14 protein-coding genes are annotated in these 20,819 nt (G+C 65.7%); 7 read left to right on the top strand and 7 right to left on the bottom strand.

Annotated elements, in window-relative coordinates; all coding sequences use genetic code 11:
- The first annotated feature begins 89 nt into the window (after positions 1-89).
- Both MXF70_RS03895 and MXF70_RS03890 read left to right on the top strand, forming a co-directional pair.
- Positions 90-1,763, top strand: coding sequence for an Hvo_1808 family surface protein (locus MXF70_RS03895; RefSeq protein WP_248517626.1), 1,674 nt, complete (start codon positions 90-92; stop codon positions 1,761-1,763).
- Positions 1,764-1,853: 90 nt separating this feature from the next.
- Positions 1,854-3,032 (top strand): redox-regulated ATPase YchF, encoded by a 1,179-nt coding sequence (locus tag MXF70_RS03890; RefSeq protein WP_248517624.1) that lies wholly within the window; start codon positions 1,854-1,856, stop codon positions 3,030-3,032.
- 165 nt (positions 3,033-3,197) lie between these two features.
- Here MXF70_RS03890 and MXF70_RS03885 read toward each other — a convergent pair whose 3' ends face one another.
- Entirely contained in the window at positions 3,198-3,665 is a 468-nt protein-coding gene (locus MXF70_RS03885) for a hypothetical protein (protein ID WP_248517622.1), read from the bottom strand.
- Between the two features lie 278 nt (positions 3,666-3,943).
- On the opposite strand from MXF70_RS03885, the gene ileS reads away from it, so the two are divergent.
- The gene (ileS, locus tag MXF70_RS03880; protein ID WP_248517620.1) at positions 3,944-7,210 is read left to right on the top strand and encodes an isoleucine--tRNA ligase; all 3,267 of its coding nucleotides are present in this window, start codon (positions 3,944-3,946) and stop codon (positions 7,208-7,210) included.
- 138 nt (positions 7,211-7,348) lie between these two features.
- Entirely contained in the window at positions 7,349-8,755 is a 1,407-nt protein-coding gene (locus MXF70_RS03875; RefSeq protein WP_248517618.1) for a calcium:cation antiporter family protein, read from the top strand.
- Positions 8,756-8,806: 51 nt separating this feature from the next.
- Here MXF70_RS03875 and uvrB read toward each other — a convergent pair whose 3' ends face one another.
- Both uvrB and MXF70_RS03865 read right to left on the bottom strand, forming a co-directional pair.
- Entirely contained in the window at positions 8,807-10,921 is a 2,115-nt protein-coding gene (gene uvrB / locus MXF70_RS03870) for an excinuclease ABC subunit UvrB (RefSeq protein WP_248517616.1), read from the bottom strand.
- A gap of 73 nt (positions 10,922-10,994) precedes the next feature.
- Positions 10,995-12,143 (bottom strand): Fic family protein, encoded by a 1,149-nt coding sequence (locus MXF70_RS03865; protein WP_248517614.1) that lies wholly within the window; start codon positions 12,141-12,143, stop codon positions 10,995-10,997.
- Positions 12,144-12,701: 558 nt separating this feature from the next.
- On the opposite strand from MXF70_RS03865, the gene MXF70_RS03860 reads away from it, so the two are divergent.
- Positions 12,702-13,868 carry a Fic family protein gene (locus MXF70_RS03860; protein WP_248517612.1) on the top strand — a complete coding sequence of 389 codons (1,167 nt, stop codon included), beginning with the start codon at positions 12,702-12,704 and terminating at the stop codon, positions 13,866-13,868.
- Positions 13,869-13,908: 40 nt separating this feature from the next.
- On the opposite strand, the gene MXF70_RS03855 is transcribed toward MXF70_RS03860, so the two are convergent.
- Together MXF70_RS03855 and MXF70_RS03850 are read right to left on the bottom strand one after the other, a co-directional pair.
- Positions 13,909-14,910, bottom strand: coding sequence for an AI-2E family transporter (locus MXF70_RS03855; protein WP_248517610.1), 1,002 nt, complete (start codon positions 14,908-14,910; stop codon positions 13,909-13,911).
- Positions 14,911-15,050: 140 nt separating this feature from the next.
- Positions 15,051-17,546, bottom strand: a complete 2,496-nt coding sequence (locus MXF70_RS03850) for an ATP-dependent DNA helicase (protein WP_248517608.1) — start codon at positions 17,544-17,546, stop codon at positions 15,051-15,053.
- Between the two features lie 102 nt (positions 17,547-17,648).
- On the opposite strand from MXF70_RS03850, the gene MXF70_RS03845 reads away from it, so the two are divergent.
- Both MXF70_RS03845 and MXF70_RS03840 read left to right on the top strand, forming a co-directional pair.
- On the top strand, positions 17,649-18,092 hold the full coding sequence (locus MXF70_RS03845; RefSeq protein ID WP_248517607.1) for a DUF2085 domain-containing protein: 444 nt from the start codon (positions 17,649-17,651) through the stop codon (positions 18,090-18,092).
- A gap of 66 nt (positions 18,093-18,158) precedes the next feature.
- Positions 18,159-18,512 (top strand): TM2 domain-containing protein, encoded by a 354-nt coding sequence (locus MXF70_RS03840; protein WP_248517604.1) that lies wholly within the window; start codon positions 18,159-18,161, stop codon positions 18,510-18,512.
- A 665-nt stretch (positions 18,513-19,177) separates the two neighbouring features.
- Here MXF70_RS03840 and MXF70_RS03835 read toward each other — a convergent pair.
- Positions 19,178-19,771, bottom strand: coding sequence for a YIP1 family protein (locus tag MXF70_RS03835; RefSeq protein ID WP_248517602.1), 594 nt, complete (start codon positions 19,769-19,771; stop codon positions 19,178-19,180).
- Between the two features lie 263 nt (positions 19,772-20,034).
- On the bottom strand, positions 20,035-20,817 hold the full coding sequence (locus MXF70_RS03830) for an OapC/ArvC family zinc-ribbon domain-containing protein (protein WP_248517600.1): 783 nt from the start codon (positions 20,815-20,817) through the stop codon (positions 20,035-20,037).
- Between the last annotated feature and the right edge of the window lie 2 nt (positions 20,818-20,819).

The raw sequence follows: 20,819 nt of genomic DNA, 5'->3' as shown, positions 1-20,819 counted from the left end.
CGGACCGGTTCTCCCCTGCAAGATCGGCACAGTTTCCGCCCCTGGGATAGCCCGGGCGACTTTAGGGGCGTCCCCTCCAACGGCCGGCAATGGCCACGGGAACGGTTCGAGTGAGGCGGTGGACGCTGCTGTTGCTAGCGATCGGTGCGGTGGCGCTCCTTGCCGGCGGCGCGATCGCCGCACCGAGCGCTGGTGCATCGAGTCAGGACGAGGTGGAGCCCCTCGTCGAGCCCTGCGCCGCGGAGATGCCCGAGAATTACGCCGATGCTTCCGGTGGAACGACCGGAACGATCGGCTTCGTCGACGGCGTCTGGTACGACGAGCCACTCGACGTGACCACGAGCGACGGACTCACCGACGAGGAGCTCAAGCAGGTGGCGGCCCGGACCGCTGCTCGCGTCGAGGCGCTTCGGTGTCTTCCGTTCGAGGAGGGTCTCCCGCCGATCGAGGTCCTGAACAACGAGGAGTTCGCCGAACGGACGGGCGACCAGTTCGCGAACGTCTCCGAGGCCGCCTCGCGCTCGACCAACGCGCAGTTCGAGACGATGCTCGTCGTCCCCGACGAGGAGAGCGGTGTCGGCGTGATCGAGCAGACCCAGGCCAACGGCACGCTCGGCCAGTATTTCATCGAGGAGGATCGGATCGTGCTGGTGCGGCCGGAGGGCAGCACCACGCCGATCCGGGAATCGACGCTGTTCCAGGAGCTCGGCCACGCGCTACAGGACCAGCAGTTCAATCTCTCCCAGTCCGGGCCGATGACGAGCGACGAGCAGAACGCCTGGCTCGGGGTGATCGAGGGCGACATGAACTGGCTCGAGCACCGGTTCGTCCAGCGCTGTGACGCCGGTCGCTGGGCCCAGTCGTGTATCGAGCCCGAGGAGGAAGCGGGCGGTGGCGGTGACGCCAGCGATCCGCCGAGCTGGGGCGTCACCTTCGAGCGCGGCTTCCCCTACTACGAGGGGCCGCCGTTCGTCCAGCAGCTCTACCAGGAGACCGGCGGCTGGGACGCGGTGAACGCGCTGTACGACGACATCCCCGAGACCTCCGTCACGATCATCGATCCGAAAGCGGCCGAGGGCATCGAGTTCGTCGATCCGGAGATCGGCGTCGAGCCGGAGGGCGACTGGGAGCAACTCGAGATCCCAAACAGCTCGAACACCGACGAGGTCGGTCCCGCCTGGATAGCGAGCATGTTCATGGCGCCGTCCCTGGAGAGTGGCGGCGAGGTGAACGTCGTCGAGCCGACAGCGATCTACAACTACAACCCGGATGGCACGGTCGCCGAGGTCGGCCCCGTCAGCTACCAGCAGGCGCCCGCGATGGGCTGGCGCGGCGACACGATGGCGGTCTATGCTTCCGGCGAGGCGACAACGACCGTCTGGACGACTGCGTGGGCTGACGACGGCGAGGCCGAGGAGTTCGCCGACGCCTACGTCGACCTGCTCGACGTCCGGGAGGCGAGCGAGACTGCCGACGACGCGAACGTCTACGCGTTCGAGTCGAGTAGCGAGTACGAGGGCTCCGTCGCCGTCGTCACCGAGGGTGATCGGGTCACGATCGTCTCGGGTCCCTCGACGGACGCGCTGACGACGGTCGCACCGGAGCTGGCGATCGACGCCACCGGCTCCGACGGCGGAGCGGATGGGAACGGTTCGAACGGGTCCGACGACGGATCCGACGACAGCCTCCCCGGCTTCGGCGTCGCCGTCGGTCTGGTCGCCCTGCTGACGGGCGGGGCGCTGGCAGCGCGATCGTCTCGCTGAATCGGCGGCTGGCCGGAACGGCACGTCCAGCACTCTTCCCGACTCGCGGAAACGAAAGGCAGTTCCCCGGTGCGGGCGGAGATATCGACCATGCTGACCGTCGCGCTCGCGGGCAAGCCCAACGCCGGCAAATCCACGTTTTTCGAGGCTGCAACCCGCGACTCCGTCGAGTCCGCCAACTACCCGTTCACGACGATCGACCCCAACCACGGCGTCGCGTACGTCCGGACGGCCTGCCCATGCCTCGACCGCGAGGAGCGCTGTGGCCACGAGCACTGCCGCGACGGCAAGCGCTACGTCCCGGTCGAGCTGCTCGACGTCGCCGGGCTCGTCCCCGGCGCCCACGAAGGCCGCGGGCTCGGCAACCAGTTCCTCGACGAGCTGACCAATGCCGACGCTGTCATTGCGGTGGTCGACGCGGCGGGCGCGACAAACGCCGAGGGCGAGCCCGTCGAGGTCGGGAGCTACGACCCCATCGAGGAGGTCGATTTCGTCGAGTCCGAACTCGTCGAGTGGCTGGCGGACATTCTGGGCCGCAACTGGGAGACGATCGAGCGCCGCTCGCGGTCGCCGGAGTTCGACGTCGACGAGGCGCTCGCTGACGTGCTGACCGGGTTCGGCGCGACAGAGGCCGACGTCGCCGCCTGCCTGCGCGCGATCGACTACCCCGAGGACCCGATCGCGTGGGAGGACGACGATCGCCACGAGCTCGCCGAGGTGCTCCGCCGGGAGACCAAGCCGATCCTCGTCGCCGCGAACAAGGCCGACATCGCTCCCGAGGAGAATCTGGAGCGCTTGCTCGCGCTGGACCAGCCCGTCGTCCCGACGACCGCCGAGGGCGAACTCGCGCTCCGCCGTGCCGCCGAGGCAGATCTCGTCGACTACGATCCCGGGGACGAGGAGTTCTCGATCGTCGGCGAGGTCAGCGACGACCAGCGCGGCGCCCTCGAAGGGCTGCAGGACACCGTTCGCGAGCACGAGGGGACCGGCGTGCAGACCGCGCTGAACGAGTCGATCTACGAGATGCTCGACCGGATCACCGCCTACCCCGTCGAAGACCAGAGCAAGTGGACCGACGCGACCGGCACCGTGCTGCCCGACGCTCATCTGCTCCGACGCGGCGCGACGCCCCGGGATCTGGCGTTTGCGGTGCACTCGGACATCGGTGAGGGCTACCTCCACGCCGTCGATGCCCGGAGCGGCCGGGATATCGGCGACGACCACGAACTCGAAGAGGGCGACGTCATCAAAATCGTCTCGACGGCGTGAGCGAGTGTGGTCGTTCGTCGGTCGTCCTGTGGCCCGTCGCTACTGGTGTGATCTAACGCGCGAACGGCCAGCAAGTCCAAGCTCGGCCGTCGTCGGACCACGCACAGGCGTGGGTTTCGATCGCTACGCTCGCGAACCCGACGGCGACTCGCATTCGCCCAGGGCCTACTTCGTCTGCTCTGCACGCACGGATTGACAGTCCGCAAACAGCCGAATCTCCGGCCTTCCGTCCTGGGCAGTCTCGATCCACAGTTCGATCCCAACCTCGTTCGCCTCGCCGCAGGGAAGCTCGGGCTGCTCAAATCCCGGCCAGTCGCGTTCGAACTGCGTTCCATCGACCGTCACGACGATAGATTCGGGATCCGTCGATGCCGGAAACGTCGCGTTCTCGTCGGCTTCGTTGCGATCGGAGAGGTGATACGCTCGCTCGAAGACCGTCGCTCCCTCTCCGTCCGTGATCGTAACCGACACGTCACGCTGTTGCTCTCGATCCTGCAGGTAGACGGTGACCCAGTGTGGATCGGGATCCTCGCTCGCGGAGACGGCGGACGAATCCAGGTCGATGCAACCAGCCACCGCGGGGAGTCCGACACAGAGACTTGCAAGCAGCGCACGTCGGGAGGTAGAGGGCATGTAGTCTGAATCACATTGCCATTCGATGTTAACGCTTGGTAAGAATCCTATATATCACGACGTACCTGCCGACGCCTCCGACGGACGTCAGTGCACAGAGTCGGTCCCCTCGTGCCTCTTTCGTCCGAGAGGCCAGCCGGGCTGGCCGGGTGAACGACGGTGGCACCTGGCATCGGGCCATTCGGTCTCTTCACGGCCAGCCGACACCACCAGCGCTCCGTGCCACACTCCACCACCACTCCGATTCTCCTTTATCCCCGGAGTTGCACCGTTACCCTATGAGCGATTCCGAGGACGTTTCGGACCAGTACGATCCCCACGCGGTCGAGGACCACGTCGAGGATCGCTGGGAGGAGCGCAACGCCTACGAGAAGACCGTCGAACACCGTGCCGACGGCGAGGACTTCTTCTTCGTCGACGGCCCGCCCTACACCTCCGGGGCGGCCCACATGGGCACGACCTGGAACAAGACGCTGAAGGACGCGTACATCCGCTACCACCGGATGTGCGGCTACGACGTCACGGATCGCCCGGGCTACGACATGCACGGGCTGCCGATCGAGACGAAGGTCGAGGAACAGCTCGGCTTCGAGAACAAGAAGGACATCGAGAACTTCGGCGAGGAGGCGTTCATCGAGGAGTGCAAGGAGTTCGCCGAGGAACAACTCGAGGGCCTCCAGTCGGACTTCCAGTCCTTCGGCGTCTGGATGGACTGGGAGAACCCCTACAAGACGGTCGATCCGGAGTACATGGAGGCCGCGTGGTGGGGATTCGATCAGGCTCACGAGCGCGGGCTCGTCGAGCAGGGCAAGCGATCGATCTCGCAGTGCCCCCGGTGTGAGACCGCGATCGCCAACAACGAGGTCGAGTACGAGCAGGTCGAGGACCCCTCGATCTACGTGAAGTTCGACCTCCGCGATCGGGACGGCAAACTCGTCATCTGGACGACGACGCCGTGGACGATTCCTGCGAACACCTTCGTCGCGGTCGATCCCGAGGTCGAGTACGCGGCCGTCGACGCCGAGAAGGACGGGGACACCGAACGCCTCTACGTCGCCGCCGACTGCGTCGAGGACGTCCTGACCGAGGGTCGCTACACAGACTACGAGATCGCCGAGACGATGCCGGGCGAGGCGCTGCTCGGATGGGAGTACGACCATCCACTGGCCGAGGAGGTCCCGGATCATGCCGACGGGGAGGGCGCGCTGCAGGTCTACGCTGCGGACTACGTCGAGGTCGACCGGACCGGACTGGTCCACTCAGCGCCGGGTCACGGCGAGGAGGACTTCGAGCGCGGCCAGGAGCTCGGCCTCGACGTCTTCTGTCCGGTGGGCGGCGACGGCGTCTACGACTCTGTGGCCGGGGAGTACGCCGGCGAGTTCGTGAAGGACGCCGACGCCGACGTCGTCGCGGATCTCGAGGAGAAGGGACTGCTGCTCGCACACGGCACGACCACGCACAGCTACGGCCACTGCTGGCGGTGTGACACCGGCATTCTCCAGATCGTCACCGACCAGTGGTTCATCACGATCACCGACATCAAAGACGAGCTGCTCGCCAACATCGAGGACAGCGAGTGGCACCCTCAGTGGGCGCGAGACAACCGCTTCCAGGACTTCGTCGAGGAGGCACCGGACTGGAACGTCTCACGGCAGCGCTACTGGGGCATCCCGATCCCGATCTGGCTCCCCGACGGCGGTGACGACTGGAGCGGGTCGATGGACGACGCGATCGTGATCTGCGATCGTGAGGAGCTCGCCGAGCGCGTCGACCAGGAGATCGACCCCGACGCCGTCGACCTCCACAAGGGCACCGTCGACGACCTGACGATCACGGAGGACGGGACGACCTACGAGCGAGTCCCGGACGTCTTCGACGTCTGGCTCGACTCCTCGGTCGCGAGCTGGGGGACGATCGGCTACCCCTCCCGAACCGACGAGTTCGACGAGCTCTGGCCCGCCGACCTCATCATGGAGGCCCACGACCAGACGCGGGGCTGGTTCTGGTCCCAGCTCGGGATGGGAACCGCCGCCACCGGCGAGATTCCCTACGAGGAGGTGCTGATGCACGGCTACGCGAACATGCCCGACGGCCGCGGCATGAGCAAGTCAAAGGGGATCACCGTCGAACCGGGCGAGGTCATCGATCAGCACGGCGCCGACCCGATGCGATCCTTCCTGCTATCGGTGAACCCGCAGGGCGAGGACATGCGCTTCTCCTGGGAAGGGACCGAGACGATGCAGCGGGACCTCAACATCCTCTGGAACGTGTTCCGGTTCCCGCTACCGTACATGGAGCTCGACGGGTTCGATCCCGCGACCGCCGATCCGGAGCGCCTCGCGTCGCTGGACGACGACGGCGCGCTCACCACGGTCGACCGCTGGCTGCTCGCCCGGCTCCAGAGCGTCGCAATCGAGGCGAACGACCACTGGGACGAGTTCCGACAGGACCGTGCGCTCGAGGCAGTCCGCTCCTTCGTCGTCGACGACCTCTCACGGTTCTACGTCCAGGTCGTTCGCGAGCGAATGTGGGAGGATGGCGACAGCCCGGAGAAGCTCGCGGCCTACGAGACGCTCACCTACGCACTCCACCGCGTGGTCGCCCTTCTGGCGCCGTTCGCGCCCTACCTCACCGACGAGATCTACGAGCAGCTCACCGCCGGTCGCGCAGGCGATGCGGATGGGGGATCGGCCAGTGATGCCGGCCACCCGACGGTCCACATGCTCGACTACCCCGAGCCCGAGCAACGCTGGGTCGACGAACAGCTCGAGGCCGACCTCGCCGTCCTCCGGGAGGTCGAGGAGGCCGGCTCGAACGCTCGCCAGCAGGCCGAACGCAAGCTCCGCTGGCCGGTCAGCCGAGTCGTCGTGGCACCCGGAGACGCCACGGTCCGCGACGCCGTCTCCCGTCACCGCGAGCTGCTCGCCGACCGACTCAATTCCCGCGAGATCGAGCTCCTCGATCCCGACGCGGACTGGGGCGAACTCACCTACAGCGCCGACGCCGACATGGGCGAGCTCGGCCCGGCCTTCGGCGACCGCGCCCACGAGGTCATGACCGCGCTCAACGAGTCCAGCGTCGACGAGCCGACCGTCGAGGCCTTCGCCGCTGCACTCTCCGAGGACGGCGTCCTCGACGATCCCGACGAACTCACCGACGCGATGGTCGAGCCGGTCACCGAGTCGCCCGACGACGTCTCCGGTACGCCGATCGTCGACGAGGGCGAGGAGCTCGGCGTCGTCTACGTCGACACGACGCTCGACGACGACATCGAGAGCGAGGGGTACGCTCGCGAGGTAATCCGCCGCGTTCAGGAGATGCGCAAGGAGCTGGAGCTGGACATGGAGGAGCCCATCCGACTGGAGTATTCGATCGCGGACGATCGCGTTGCCGGACTCGTCGCCGAACACGACGACCTGATCGCGGAGGAAGTCCGTGCGGACGCGGTAGGGTCGGTCGACGACGGGCACCGGCAGACGTGGGACGTGGAGGGAACCGAGATCGAGATCGCGATCGTATCGCTCGCAACAGAAACAGCCGAGTAGACAATTTCTCGGGGCCCCGAACGGAGTGAGGGCCACAGTATTTTTCGCCCACGTTTTTCGAGGAGGCCCACGAAGTGGGCCGACGAGAAAAAGGTGGGTTCGAAACAATCAGGACCCTCCCACTGCTGAACCCTGGTAGTGCTATTCGATCGTCTGCGACATCCGCTCTGGGCCCTCGTCGCCGCGCTCGGGCTCACCGTGCCGTGGGTCGTCGTCTACCTCGCGGGCGCCGTCGGATCGCTGCCGGTCGGACTCCAGGTCGGGCTCAGCGGGCTCGCCGTTCTCGGCGCATCCTTCCTGCTCGCCTGGGGTGCCGAAACTGCCGAGAAGGACGTTCCGCGGGCGTTCGCGATCGCGGTTCTCGCGGTGCTAGCCGTCGCGCCGGAGTACGCCGTCGACGCGCTCTACGCCTGGCAGGCGGGCAGCGGCGGGGCGACCGCCGAAGCCTGTAGCGGCGTCTCACGTTCCGCGATGGAGCAGGGATCGACCGAGCTCGCCCGGGCGTGTCACGACGCGAACCTCGCGGTCGCGAACATGACCGGTGCCAACCGGATTCTCATCGGTCTCGGCTGGTCCGGTATCGCGCTTTTCACCGTCTGGAAAGCTTGGCAGGGCCGTGCGGACCCGAACGTTCTCGAGACGGATCGGTTCCGCGACGGCGGCGTCGAGATCGACCGCGGGCTTTCCCTCGAAATCCTCTTCTTGCTCGCCGCGACGGCGGTCGCGTTCACCGTTCCGTTCATGGGCGGTATCGGGGCGATCGACACGCTCGTTCTCGTGGGACTCTATCTCGTCTACATCTCCGTCGTGATCAAGGGCGACGTCGAGGAACACGAGGAGCAGGTCGGCGTTCCGCGGTATCTCCAGCGCAAATCCTTCCCTGTGCGCTCGGCCGCCTCGATTTCCCTGTTCGTCTACTCCGGCATCATGATCTTCACCGCCGTCGAGCCGTTCGCGCACGGCCTCGAGGAGATCGGGCTCCAGTACGGCATCCCCGAGTTCTTCATGATCCAGTGGATCGCCCCGTTGGCCAGTGAGAGTCCGGAGCTGATCGTCGTCGCCTATCTCGTCAACAAGGCCCGCTCGACGGCCGCGTTCAACGCCTTGATCTCCTCGAAGCTCAACCAGTGGACACTCCTGATCGGGACGCTCGCGGTCGTCTACTCCATCGCACTGGGCGAGTACGGCGTGCTTCCTTTCGACTCCAAACAGGCGGCGGAGATCTGGATCACCGCCGCACAGAGCCTCTTCGCCATCGCGATCCTCGTGAACTTCCGCATCTCGGTCAAGGAGTCACTCCTACTCTTTGGCCTCTTCCTCTCCCAGGTCGTGATCGAGTTCGGGATCATCCAACTGGTCTCCGAGCCGACCGCGACGGACTACTCGATCCTGCTGCTCCAGGCCTACACCGTGTTCTACTTGCTGCTGTCGGCGATCCTCTTCTACCGCCGACGGGCGGCGCTTCGGGAGATCGTCACGCGAGCTTCCGGGACCGTCGCCGACGCGTACGGGATCGGTGACGACGCCGAGGACGCCTCGGCGTAGCGAGCGCGTCGGGGGCGCACTCGGCGCCGTTTCCGCGATCGATCCACCGACTCAGAACTCCGCGTCGGGCTCGGGCGCCACGCCCTCCCCCGCCGACGCGTCCAGATCGAACTCCTCGTGGATCTGCCGGATCCGATCCCGGATGTCCGCCGCGAGCTCGAACTCGAGGTTGTCCGCGGCCTCGGCCATCCGTCGCTGGAGCTCCTCGACGTGGCGTTCGGCCTCCTCCATATCGTCTGGTCCGACGCCAGCGACCGAGCTGGTGTCGGTCTCCGCGCCGGGGAGGTTCGTCTCGCCGATCGGCTTCTCGATCGTCGTGGGTTCGAATCCGTGTTCCTCGTTGAACTCCCGTTGAATCTCGCGGCGCCGCGTCGTCTCTTCGATCGCGCGGTCCATCGAGTCGGTGACCTCGTCGGCGTAGAGCACGACCTCGCCGTTGACGTTCCGGGCGGCCCGGCCCATCGTCTGGACGAGCGTGGTCTCCGAGCGCAGGAACCCCTCCTGATCGGCGTCGAGGATCGCGACCAGCGACACCTCGGGGATGTCGAGCCCCTCCCGGAGGAGGTTGATCCCGATCAGCACATCGATCTCGCCCAGGCGTAAGGAACGGATCAGCTCGTGGCGCTCCAGGGTGTCCGTTTCGTCGTGCATGTAGGCGACGTCGTACCCCGCTCCCTCGAGATACTCCGTGAGGTCCTCGGCCATGCGTTTGGTGAGCGTGGTGACGAGGACGCGCTCCCCGGTGGCGGCGCCGTCCGCTGCTTCGGCGCCGTCCTCACCGCCGGCGGTGCCCTCGACGTTCACCCGCTCGTCGATGCGATCGATGAGGTCGTCGACCTGCCCCTCCGCGGGGGAGACGTCGATGGCGGGGTCGACGAGGTGGGTCGGGCGGACGATCTGCTCGACGACCTGGCCGCTGTGTTCGCGCTCGTAGTCGCTTGGCGTCGCGGAGACGTACAGCGTGCGGCCGGTCTTCTCTTCGAACTCCTCGAAGGTCAGCGGCCGGTTGTCGTAGCTCGTGGGGAGCCTGAAGCCGTTCTCGACGAGGGAGTCCTTCCGTGACTTGTCGCCCTCGTACTGACCCTTGATCTGGGGGATGGTGCGGTGGGACTCGTCGATGACGGTGAGGAAGTCGTCGGGGAAGTAATCCAGCAGGCAGTTCGGCGCGTCGCCCGATTCGCGATCGGAGAGGTAGACCGAGTAGTTCTCGATCCCCGAGCAGTAGCCCGCCTCGCGCATCATCTCGAGGTCGAAGGTCGTGCGCTCCTCGATGCGCTGGGCGGCGACGTGGTTGCCCTGGCGCTCGAAGAACGAGATGCGATCCTGGAGGTCGGATTCGATCTCCGCGATCGCCTTCTCCAGTTGGCTCTTCGGGATCGAGTAGTGTTCCGCTGGGTGCAACAGCGCGACGGATTCCTCGCCGACGACCTCGCCGTCGAGGGGATCGACGCGGACGATCCGGTCGATTTCGTCGCCCCAGAGCTCGACGCGCATCGCGTACCGGTCGTACATCGGGAAGATCTCGACCGTGTCGCCGCGCACCCGGAACGTGCCCTGGGTGAAGTCCACGTCGTTGCGGTCGTAGTTCAGGTCGACCAGCCGGGCGAGCAGATCCTCCCGGTCGATCTGCTGGCCCTCCTCGACCTGGAGGGACATGTCCCGGTAGTTCGCCGGATCACCGAGTCCGTAGATCGCCGAGACCGAGGCGACGACGATGACGTCGTCCCGCGTGAGGAGGGAGCGGGTCGCGGAGTGGCGCAGTTTGTCGATCTCGTCGTTGACGGAGGCGTCCTTGTCGATGTAGGTGTCCGTCTGTTCGACGTATGCCTCGGGCTGGTAGTAGTCGTAGTAGGAGACGAAATACTCGACGGCGTTGTCCGGAAACAGCTCCCGGAACTCCTCGTAGAGCTGCGCGGCGAGGGTCTTGTTGTGCGCGATGACGAGCGTGGGCTGTTGGAGCTCCTCGATCGCCCACGAGACGGTGTTGGTCTTCCCAGAGCCGGTGACGCCCAGGAGGGTCTGGTCGTCGTACCCCTTGTTCTCGTAGCCGTCGACGAGCTGGGCAATCGCGTCGGGCTGGTCGCCCGCCGGCTCGAACGGCGCGTCGACGCGGAACGGGGCTTCGGCGTCCGGGCGGTCGGCGGAGAGTGGACCGCTGTCGCTCATTGACGGGTGCAGGAGACGGAGCGTCTTGAGGTGTGTGCTTCAACTGAGACCGTCGAAACGATCTATACGCCAATCAATCGAACGACTCGTTCAGAATATCGAAGATATCCACGGCTTTGTACTCTCGATAGCGCTCTTTCCCGGTCGTTTCTTCCAGCACGTTCGAAGCTTCGAGTTCGGAGATCGCGTTTCTCGCAGTTTGATCGGATACGTCGAGGAGTTCCACCGCGTCCTTTGTCGTGAGATACGGTTTTTGAAATAGTCGCATCGCCAGTCGGTCTGTCGCCGTTTTTTCGTGTCCGTAGTCGCGTTCGTACTCGCGTCGTAGCGTCCGGAGCCGCTCAGTCCGGGCAACTGCATCGGCCGCTTGCTGGCGAATGCCGTCCATGAAGAACGCGAGCCAGGATTCCCATGCACCCGACTCGCTAACTGCCCGCATCTTTTTGACGTACGTCGTCTTGTGTTCGTTGAAGTAGGCGCTCGGATAGAGGTAGGGCTTCTTGAGATAGCCCTGCTGAATTAGTTGCAACGTGATCAATACTCGCCCCAGGCGTCCGTTGCCATCGCCGAACGGGTGAATCGTCTCGAACTGATAGTGTGTGATCCCTAGCGCCACCAGATCGTGAGCCTCGGTGCTGGCATCGATGTACTGTTCGAGATTCTCCATCAGCTCCGGGATCGCGTTCGCGGATGGAGGTATGAATGACTCCATCGACGGCTCTGGCGGAGGGATATGGACTGGCTTGGCTCGAAACGTGCCGGGATTGTCACACTCATCACGAACGCCATCGAGGAGGATGGCGTGAAGCCGCTTTAGCAGGTCGAGCGATATGGTGCCCGTCGCACTGACGTCGTCAGCACCCTTCCGGATCGCCTCTTCGTAGTTCAGTGCCTCTTTGACGTCTTTTTCGGAGACGGTATTCGACTCGATCTCCGCCGGTCGGAACACCTCCTCGATGTCGATATCGCCGCCTTCGATCAGTATCGACTCCACTGCTTCTCGGCGAACCATCGTTGTGTACACGAGCGGACTCGTGTCACTCTCTTCACCGATACCGTCGAGGCGGCCGAGTTCAAAGATCGCATCTTGAAGACTTGCCTGGAAATCGGCATCGAAATCCAATTCCTTCGCCGGCGGTAGCGGATCCGGGCGATAGTACGATCTGGAGCCGTACGGAACGTACGATCCGGGAGCCTCCTCCGGAAGCGTGTCGCGAGGCATTGTGCTTACTACCACCAATTAACTGCTAACACAAATATCTGGGCAAAAATTTGCGTTAGGTGTGGTGTCGATCGATGGTTTCTTGTCGAACAACTACTGCCAGCGCTTGCTAACCAAAACACGGGGAGCGGTTTGTCGGACACCGTGGCGCCGTTCGCAGAATTGAGGCGATCCTTCTTGACGTACTGGCGCTGAGGACGGCGGCTGTATCGAAACGGCAGCGTGGCGGCGAGGATACAGGTTCGAGATAGGTAAATATCGCTCCAAGCGTATTGTGGTGAGTTGTGCTTACCGCAAGGCAAGCAGTACTAACGCAAAAATCAACGTCGTAATTTGCGTTAGCTTCCACTTGGATCGCTGCATACTTATTGAACGTCACGAGGAGTCTGTCGCTAAGCAAAACGACGGTGGTTGGTGGGTCCAAGCTGTGCCGAACACTCCCGCGCTTCAGATAGCGCTTCCTCTTTTTCGAGTACTACTGCGACAATACTTCGCCTCTAAGTTAGAAAATTAGGAATAGTTATCCTAAAGTGGGTCGCGATCCACTCATAGTTCACCATGGACGTCGCCGACTTCGCCAACGGGCCGGGCTCATTCGACGACTACGAGGGCCTGGCCTGCCACCGCCCGCCGACGCTCCCGCCCGATCTAACCTACACGGACGACCTCTTCGACGTGTACGGCGACGCCCAGTACGCGCTGGGCCGGCTCGCCACCCTCTACCGCGACCTCGAGAACCCTACCCTCCTGATCGCGCCCTTCGTCCACCGCGAGGCGGCGATGAGCTCCCAGGTCGAGGGGACGAACGTCACCATCTCCGACATCTACCAGCACGAGGTCGACGCCGAGCCCGAGCGCTCCGCCGCGGAGATGGCCGACGTCCGGGAAGCCTACAACTACGTCGACGCGATCTCGGCCGGCTTCGACCATCTCGATGGCGTGGCCGACGGCCGCGGGGAACGTGACGGCGGATCGATCGACCTCGCACTCATCAGAGAGCTGCACGAGCGACTCCTCGGGGGCGTGCGGGGCGAAGAAGACGCACCCGGACAGCTCCGCGACGTGCCGGTGTACATCGGGTCGCCGGACGGCTCGCCCGAGGAGGCCGCGTTCATTCCCGCGAGCCCGGCCGTCGTCGAGATCCTGCTCGACCAGCTGCTGGCCTACGTCGAGCGCGGCGAGTACCCGCCGGTCGTCGACGTCGCGATCGCGCACTACCAGTTCGAGGCGATCCATCCGTTCCGGGACGGTAACGGCCGGCTCGGTCGACTGTTGATGATGCTCCAGCTCTACGACGCCGGCCTGCTGCCCGGTCCCTATCTCTACCTCAGCGCGTACTTCAAACGCCACGGCGAGGAGTATCGCGACCGGCTGCTCGCGGTGAGCCGCGAGGGCGACTGGGAGGGCTGGTGCACGTTCGTCCTCGACGCCATCGCCGAGCAGGCGATCGACGCCCACGACTGCGGCGTCGAGCTCACCGACCTTCGTGAGGAGTACCGCTCGCTGTTCCCGTCCTCTCCGGTCGCGAGAGAGCTGGTCGACTACGTCTTCGAGCAGCCCTACCTGACGGGTCCCCGCGCCGTCGAGGCGACGGGTCGATCGAAGCCGGCGGTGTACGACGCGATCGAGGCGCTCGAAGCCGAAGGGATCGTCACGGAGACCACTGGCAAGCAGCGTAACAAGGTGTACGAGGCGCCGGACGTCCTGAACGTGCTCCGATCCTGAACGGATCGCCGGTGGCTGCCCGCGGCATTCCCGAGGGCGGTTACTCCGGGAGCTGTTCTTGCCGTCCGTTCTGCATCTCCGAGCCGAGCAGTTCGACGGCTTCGGAGAGCAGGGCGACGGCGAGTGGCCCAGCGACGATCCCGACCGGTCCGAGACTCAGCAGTCCGCCGATGAACCCGACGAGATAGAGCGTCGCGGGCATGTCGGCCGATGCACGGGCGAGATACGGTCGCACGACGGCATCGGGCAAGATCGCGATCAGGACACCACCGACCGACAGGACGGCAGCCGCGGCGGCGATCTCTCCGACGGAGACGTGATAGCCCGCCAACGCGAGCAACACCACGCTCGGGCCGACGATCGGCACGAACTGCAGGATGCCACTGATGATCGCCAGCGTGAGAAAGTACTCGTACCCCAGCAGGTAGAAGACCGGAATCGCGATGATGGACGTGGCGACCCCGGTGGCGAGCTGGAGGACGTAGATCGCCTGCAGGGTGTGTTCGGTCCGTTCCGCGATCGCATCGTAGACGTCCTGGTAGTCCGGTGGAACGAGCGCGTCGATCGCCGCGCCGACGCGGCGCTGGCCGAGCAAGACGCCGAAGATGACCACGGTGAACAGCGTCAGGTGAAGTGCGAGATCCGGCGTACTCGCGACCAGCCGGAGCGCGACGTCCGAGACGTAGTCGACCAGGTACGCCCGGACGTCTGCGGTCTCGATGGTGTACTCGACGCCGCCAACGTCGATGGGCAGCTCGTCGGGCAGGTCCTCGACCACGGTGATGACCTGCTCTCGCCGCTGGTAGAGGATGTAGCCGATCGGCGCAGCGAGGGCGACGACCCCGAGGAACACGCAAATCGTGGTGATCGCGCTGGCAAGGTGGCGCTGGACGCCCCGATCGACGAGCCAGTGGTACAGCGGTCGAACGACGACGACCACGGTCAACGCGAGGAAGCTGGTCGCCAACACGGCCTGCAGAACCACGACCGCGAGCAACGCGGTCGCGACGAGCAACACTGCCAGTCCGGTTCTCCGGCGCACTGGTGGGGAGAGAGCCGCATTCGGCAAAAACGTGTTCCCCCGACCGCAGGAGGATACCTATCGAACCAGTTTCACATCTCCAGTCGAAACGAAGGGGTTCGGAGGTCCTCGATCAGCACGCAGAGGCGATCTCGCTGGCCTCACCGGCCGTGGCGGTCCCAGAACCGCTCCAGTCCGTACTCGAGCATGTCCGGCGAGACGGCGTCGAACTCGGCGGGGAGATACTGCCGGACGCTATCCCAGTCCTCGCGGGCGTAGCGCTCGTCGACGAACACCCGGACGCCGACCTCCTCCGGCCCGCGGATCACCCGACCGATCGCCTGCCGGGCCTTCCGAACGGCGGGAATGGTCAGCGAGTACTCGAAGCCGACCGACCGCTCGCCACCGCCGAACGCACGGTCGTAGGACGCCCGGATCGCTCGCGTCCGGGGGCTGGAGGTGTCGACGATCGGGACGCCACAGACGACCGCCGCCGACAGCCGGTCGCCGCGGTAGTCGACGCCCTCCGTGAGGGTCCCGCGCAGACTGGTCACGAGCACCTTGGGCTCGCCGGCGAAGAACTCGTCTTTGAGCGCCTGCGTCGCTGCGTCGGCGCTGGATTCGTCGAGCAGAATCTGCTTGTCGACGCGCTGGTCGCCGTCGAGCGCCGCCGCGGCCCACTCCGCTTCGGCGTAGCTCGGCATCCCGACGAGGACGTTCCCCGGCGCGCCGGCGACCGTCGCCATCGCGTCGAGATAGGATCGTCTGACGGCCCGGGTGCCTTCGTCACCGACGCCGGGATGGCCACCGTCACTGCCGGCGTCACCGCCACCGCTGGTCCGTTCTGCGCCGGCACCGCTGCTGGAGCGGCCGCCGTCGCTGGCAGCCTCAGGGGCCGCACCATCGGAGGGCCCCCCGAGCCCACCGCCCGACGGTGGCGGTCCTCGGTTGTCGTAGGTGAACTTCGGTGCAGCGACAGCGAAGCTCTCGCGGTTCTCCACCGGGAACTCGAGGCCGAACTGCCGCGTCTCGACGGGGCGGTCGTACTCCGCCTGAAGGTGTTCCAGTCCCGAGACCTCCGCGAAAACGTCCAGCGGCGCGAGGGTCGCGCTCATCAACACGCCGCCGCCGAAGTCCGCGAGCCGGTCGCCGATCGCGTCGCCGGGGACGCAGTTGTGGAGATTCAGTCGGCCGTTGTACGCACGGCGCCAGGATTCGGGCGGGTGCGTGGCGTCCCAGGTCCGGTCGAGCGCGAGCGAGCGGAAGTAGTGCTCGTGGTCACAGCGCGCCCACGCGGCCAGTGTCCGTCCAGCGGCTGGCGCCGCGCGCTCGCGCTCCTCGTCCTCGTGCTCGTCGAGCAGTCGGCCGACGAACGCGCCGACGGCCTCGGCGCGGTGCCACGCCTCGCCGTGGCCGTTGCGGCTGGCCCACTCCGTGATCTCGTCGACCTGTGGCGACTCCGGCGGCCGGAGCGGGATCTCCTCGTCGGGGAGCCCCTCGAGTGAATCCCGCCAGCCGGAGTGCTCGCGGTTGAGGTAGTCGACGACTCTTCGATCGAGTGATTCCCGAAGATCGCGGACGAAGGAGCGGACGGACTCGAGGTCCGAGCGGGTGAGATCGACCGACGCGAGTTCGGTCCGCACGAGCTGCTCGTCGGCACCCCCTTCGGTGCGTCCCTCTCGCAACGGCTCGATGACGCGCGTCAGTTCTGCCTCCGCGTCGCGAAGCGTCGCGTCGGCCACGCCATCGGAGACGAGATCGCGGACGCGGGGTTCGAGCATGTGGGCTTCGTCGCAGATCACGAACGTCTCGTCGTCGAGTAGCGGGGCGGTGAACGCCGACGCCGTCGTCGGATCGAACGCGTGGTAGTAGTTTCCGAGGACGACCTCGACGCGATCCAGCAGCGCGCCCATCATCGAGTGCGGGCAGGTGCCGTGCTCGACGGAGAGGCCGACCAGATCCTCGGTGTCCATGAGACCGCGTTCGTCGTACTCGAAGGGAATCGCCTCTGCGGGCTCGCCGTCCTCGGGCAGCTCGTCGAGGAACTGCGCGTAGAATGGGCAGTACTCGACCTCGTCCTGGTGCTCCGGGAGCTCCCTGGGATACGGTGCCGGCTCGCCGGCCGTTTCGAGGTAGGACGCCGCCCCGGCGCCACCACCGTCGTCGAGGCCGATCTGCTGGCGTCGTGCCGCGCTGACAAGCTGGCTCGCGGAGGTCTCTCCGTCCTCGCCCGTCAACGCCCGGGTGCGGTCCCGGAGCCCCTCACAGCGGTCGTAGACGTTCTCTTCGTCGATGCCGCCGGCGCGTTCGCGGCTGTACGGACAGACGTCCGCTTTGCCGACGAGGGTGAGCCCCGAGAACGGCCGCCACTTCTCGGGAAGCTCGTCGTTGATCAGTCGGAGGTCCTGCTCGAACTGCCGGAGCTGTTGTTTGACGCTCGTGAGGACGACCACACGCTCGAACTCGCTCGACTCGTCGCGAACGAGATGGAGGCCTGCAGTGAGTGCGAGCATCGTCTTGCCCGTTCCGCAGGCGCCCTCCAGTGCGAGATACCCGCCATCGCGCGCGGTGTCGAGTGCGGTCTCGATACCGTCGACCTGGGGCTCGTAGGGCGTATCGTGCCCGAAAATCGTCTCCCAGTCCGACGACTCCGTCATGCAACTGGGTGGGCGCCCGATCGGGTAAAGGGCTGTGGAGTCGGCGGTCGGCTGGGCCGCGAGAGCAACACCTACCCGTTGGGGGTCGTTTTCTCCAACTGCATGGTCGACTGGTCGGAGTTCCGCTCGGGCCTCGCGGAGACTCGGCAGTATCTCCTCTCTCACCACGAGCCTCACGACCACTATCGGACGTACCTCGTCGAGATCGTCGGCCGGCGGGCGCGGCTCTGTGCCAGGTGTACGGGTGTCTATCCGGGAATCGCTGCCGGGCTCCTCGCTGGACTCCTGGGTGGCGGCTCGTTCGCGTCGCTCCTCCTGGTTGCCCTCTTCCCGCTGCCCGCCCTGCTCGAGTGGACTGCGACGCGGTTCACCCCGCGACGCGGATACAACGCGGTTCGCACCGCGACCGGTCTCCTGCTGGGCTACGCCTACGGCGTTGGCGCCGTCCGACTCTTCGACGGCGATCTGCGAGTGCTCCTCGTCGGATTTTGCTACGGAGCGGCCGCCGCGGTTTTGCTTGTAATTCGTGAGCGAAGACGCCGGTAGCCGTCGGTTACCGAATCCTATCCGATAGCAGCCAGTTATTTATGCGAGGCTGCGTCATACCTGCTCATGGCAGATAACGCCGATAACGGTGGCAACGATCGGAAGCTTGGTGCCGACGAGAAGTTCTGTTCGAGCTGTGGCGAAGTCATGAAGAAGGAGGCGGAGATCTGTCCGTCCTGTGGCGTCAGCAACAAGTCCAGCGGTGGAAGCTCCACCAAGGACCGCACGACAGCAGGGATCCTCGCGATCCTCCTGGGCGGCATCGGCGCCCACAAGTTCTACCTGAACGAGACGGGGATGGGTATTCTCTATCTCTGTTTCAGCTGGACTGGCATTCCGATCATCGCCGGCCTCATCGAGGGTATTCTCTACCTCACGAAGACCGACGAGGAGTTCGAGCGCCAGTACGTCAACAACTGACGTAGAGCGCTGGATCGGTTTCCAGCCAGTCGTTTTTTGCGTTGCCGTGATTCCCGTGTAGCGACGCGAGACGGTCGGTTTCCACGCCCTTCCTTCTCTCGAATCCGTGTCCCGGCCGGTCGGCGCACTCCTCGGAAGGCGGGTCGGAGTACAGATCGTCGGCCGCGACAGCCGTCTCGGAATCGCGGTCGGTACTGCTCTCTGCTGTCGTTTCAGTGCGGCAATCAATGCACAGAGACCGGACAAACAGCGACTCGCGACGATCGCTCAGCGGCGTGCGTTACTCGGCTACGGATTCGGACGGTCGTTCGACGCTGTATCCCCCACACTCGGGACACGTGTAGTGCTGTAGCGCAAAGCCGGCTCCACACCCACGACACACGTACTCACCGGGGGCGCCGGTCCCGACCAACCGTTTCAGTCTGTTGATTGCTCCCACGGGATCCCACTCGGTTACACGCCACACGCCGTATGCACATAATGGGGGTCAATCGTTCAACCGCAGTACTGAACTGATTACTCGGCGATCGTCGTACCTCTCGATTGGGCGGTACTAGACGGTGGCCGATAGGTCGATACCTGGTAACTTCCCGGCCGTTGTCTGGAACGTACCGCCGCAGTCGTGCGATTTGGTGGCCTCTACCACGCCGACGTTTTCAGGGCCTTCACGAGCCGACGAGCAACGCGCGAAGCGCGCCGACGGCCCGAAATCCGTAGCCGTAGGCTACGACGGCTGGCACCGCGCCAAGCACCGCTGCTCGGGCAGGATGGAGTTCGTGGACAGTCGAGAGTCCGAGGACGTACAGCCCGCAGGCCCACGCCGCGACCGCGACTTGCATCGGCGGAATGGGCACGCCGACTGCCACGCAGGGCGCGCTCGCGTACGCGAGGACCTGCACAGTCTCGCTAACGCCACCACGCTCGTCGGTGCCCGCTGCGAGCAGGAGCGTCTGGAGCGCCGCGGTTACGTGCAGGGCGACCGGCGCGACGAGCACGGCCACTGCCGCGAGCCAGAACGCACCCGAGAGGAGCGGCTGTCCGCCGAGAACTGTGTAGCCGTCCGTTCCCACTGCAAAGCGTGTCGCCTGGGAGAGGAGTACGACGGCGATCGCAAACGTCAGTCCCGGCCCCTGATCGCCGGGCGCGACGCCCTCTTCGAAGAACGTCCGCGGCCGAACGATGATCTCTACCCACGCGAGTGCGAGCCCGCGAAGCCCGCGCTGGCGGCCCCCTTCGACGTCCTCGACCCACTGGGTCACGAAGCGTTCACCGTCCTCATTCGCCTGGAGTTCGCACGGTCGGCCTATGGGCGTGTCCATTCGCGAACGCGCTCGCGAGCCGGGTGGGTCGGTGAGTGCGAGTGGACTCGCCGGATCGCTGCCTCTGTTGGGGGAGCGTGGGCCAGATCGGCGTGATCTCACAGCTGCGACTCGGCAACTGCTGTACGTCACGATCAACAGTCGATACGGCGGCGGTCACTCCGGACCCGGAAAAACGGAGGTGCGGGAGCTGCTGCCGTCGATCAGGCGTCGCCGCGCCAGGTCTCGGGCACTTCGATCGCGTAGCGGCCGTCCTCCATCAGCGAGATGATGTACTCCTCGCGGTCGTAGAGCTCCATCAGATTGAGCTCGTACTGACCGCGCTCGACGATCTTGATGGACTCGAACTGATCGTTCAGTTCGGCGCGGAGGTCCGAGAGGTCGGGCGCCTCGTCGGTCCCCGTCTCCCGGTCGCCGCTCCCGGTGAAGGGAGCGCTGCCGGCGGTCTCGGCGTCGTCGGCGGAGTCGTCGACGGCTGTCTCGCTTGCCGAAGGGGTCGGCGACTCTTCGGCCTCGATTTGCTCGTCTGGGAGGCCGGCGTCGTCGGGCGTCGGTCTGTCCGGGAGTTCCTCGGGCGAGACGGTGCCCGAGCGTGCGCTGGCCTGTGCCGTGTCCTCGCTGGCGACGGTGGTGTCGGCACCATTTTCGCGACCGACGGCTGGCCACTCGTGGTCGTCGCCGGTCGCACTGGCGCCAGCGGACGCACCGTCACTGTCGCCGCCGACGATGTTTTTGACCCGCTGGGTGGCGCCGGCGACCGTCTCTGCGACAGAGCCGCCGGGACTCGGTGGCTCCGGCGGTTCGGGTGGCTCCTCCTCAGTCGGCGGTAGCGTTGCCGTGCCGTCTGCCGCAGCGTCGCCGTCCGCGCCGGAGGCGCCGCTTGGCTGGAACTGGAACTTGTTGCCGCCACAGTCCGGACAGCCCGAGAGCATCTCTTTCGAGCCGTCGGGGAAGACGTGGCCACAGCCGGTACACTGGTGGGGCATCG

Source organism: Salinarchaeum laminariae (assembly GCF_023204835.1).
GTDB classification, from domain to species: domain Archaea; phylum Halobacteriota; class Halobacteria; order Halobacteriales; family Salinarchaeaceae; genus Salinarchaeum; species Salinarchaeum laminariae.
The sequence above is the reverse complement of the archived record's forward strand: the minus strand, read 5'-3'. Positions and strand labels throughout refer to the sequence as shown.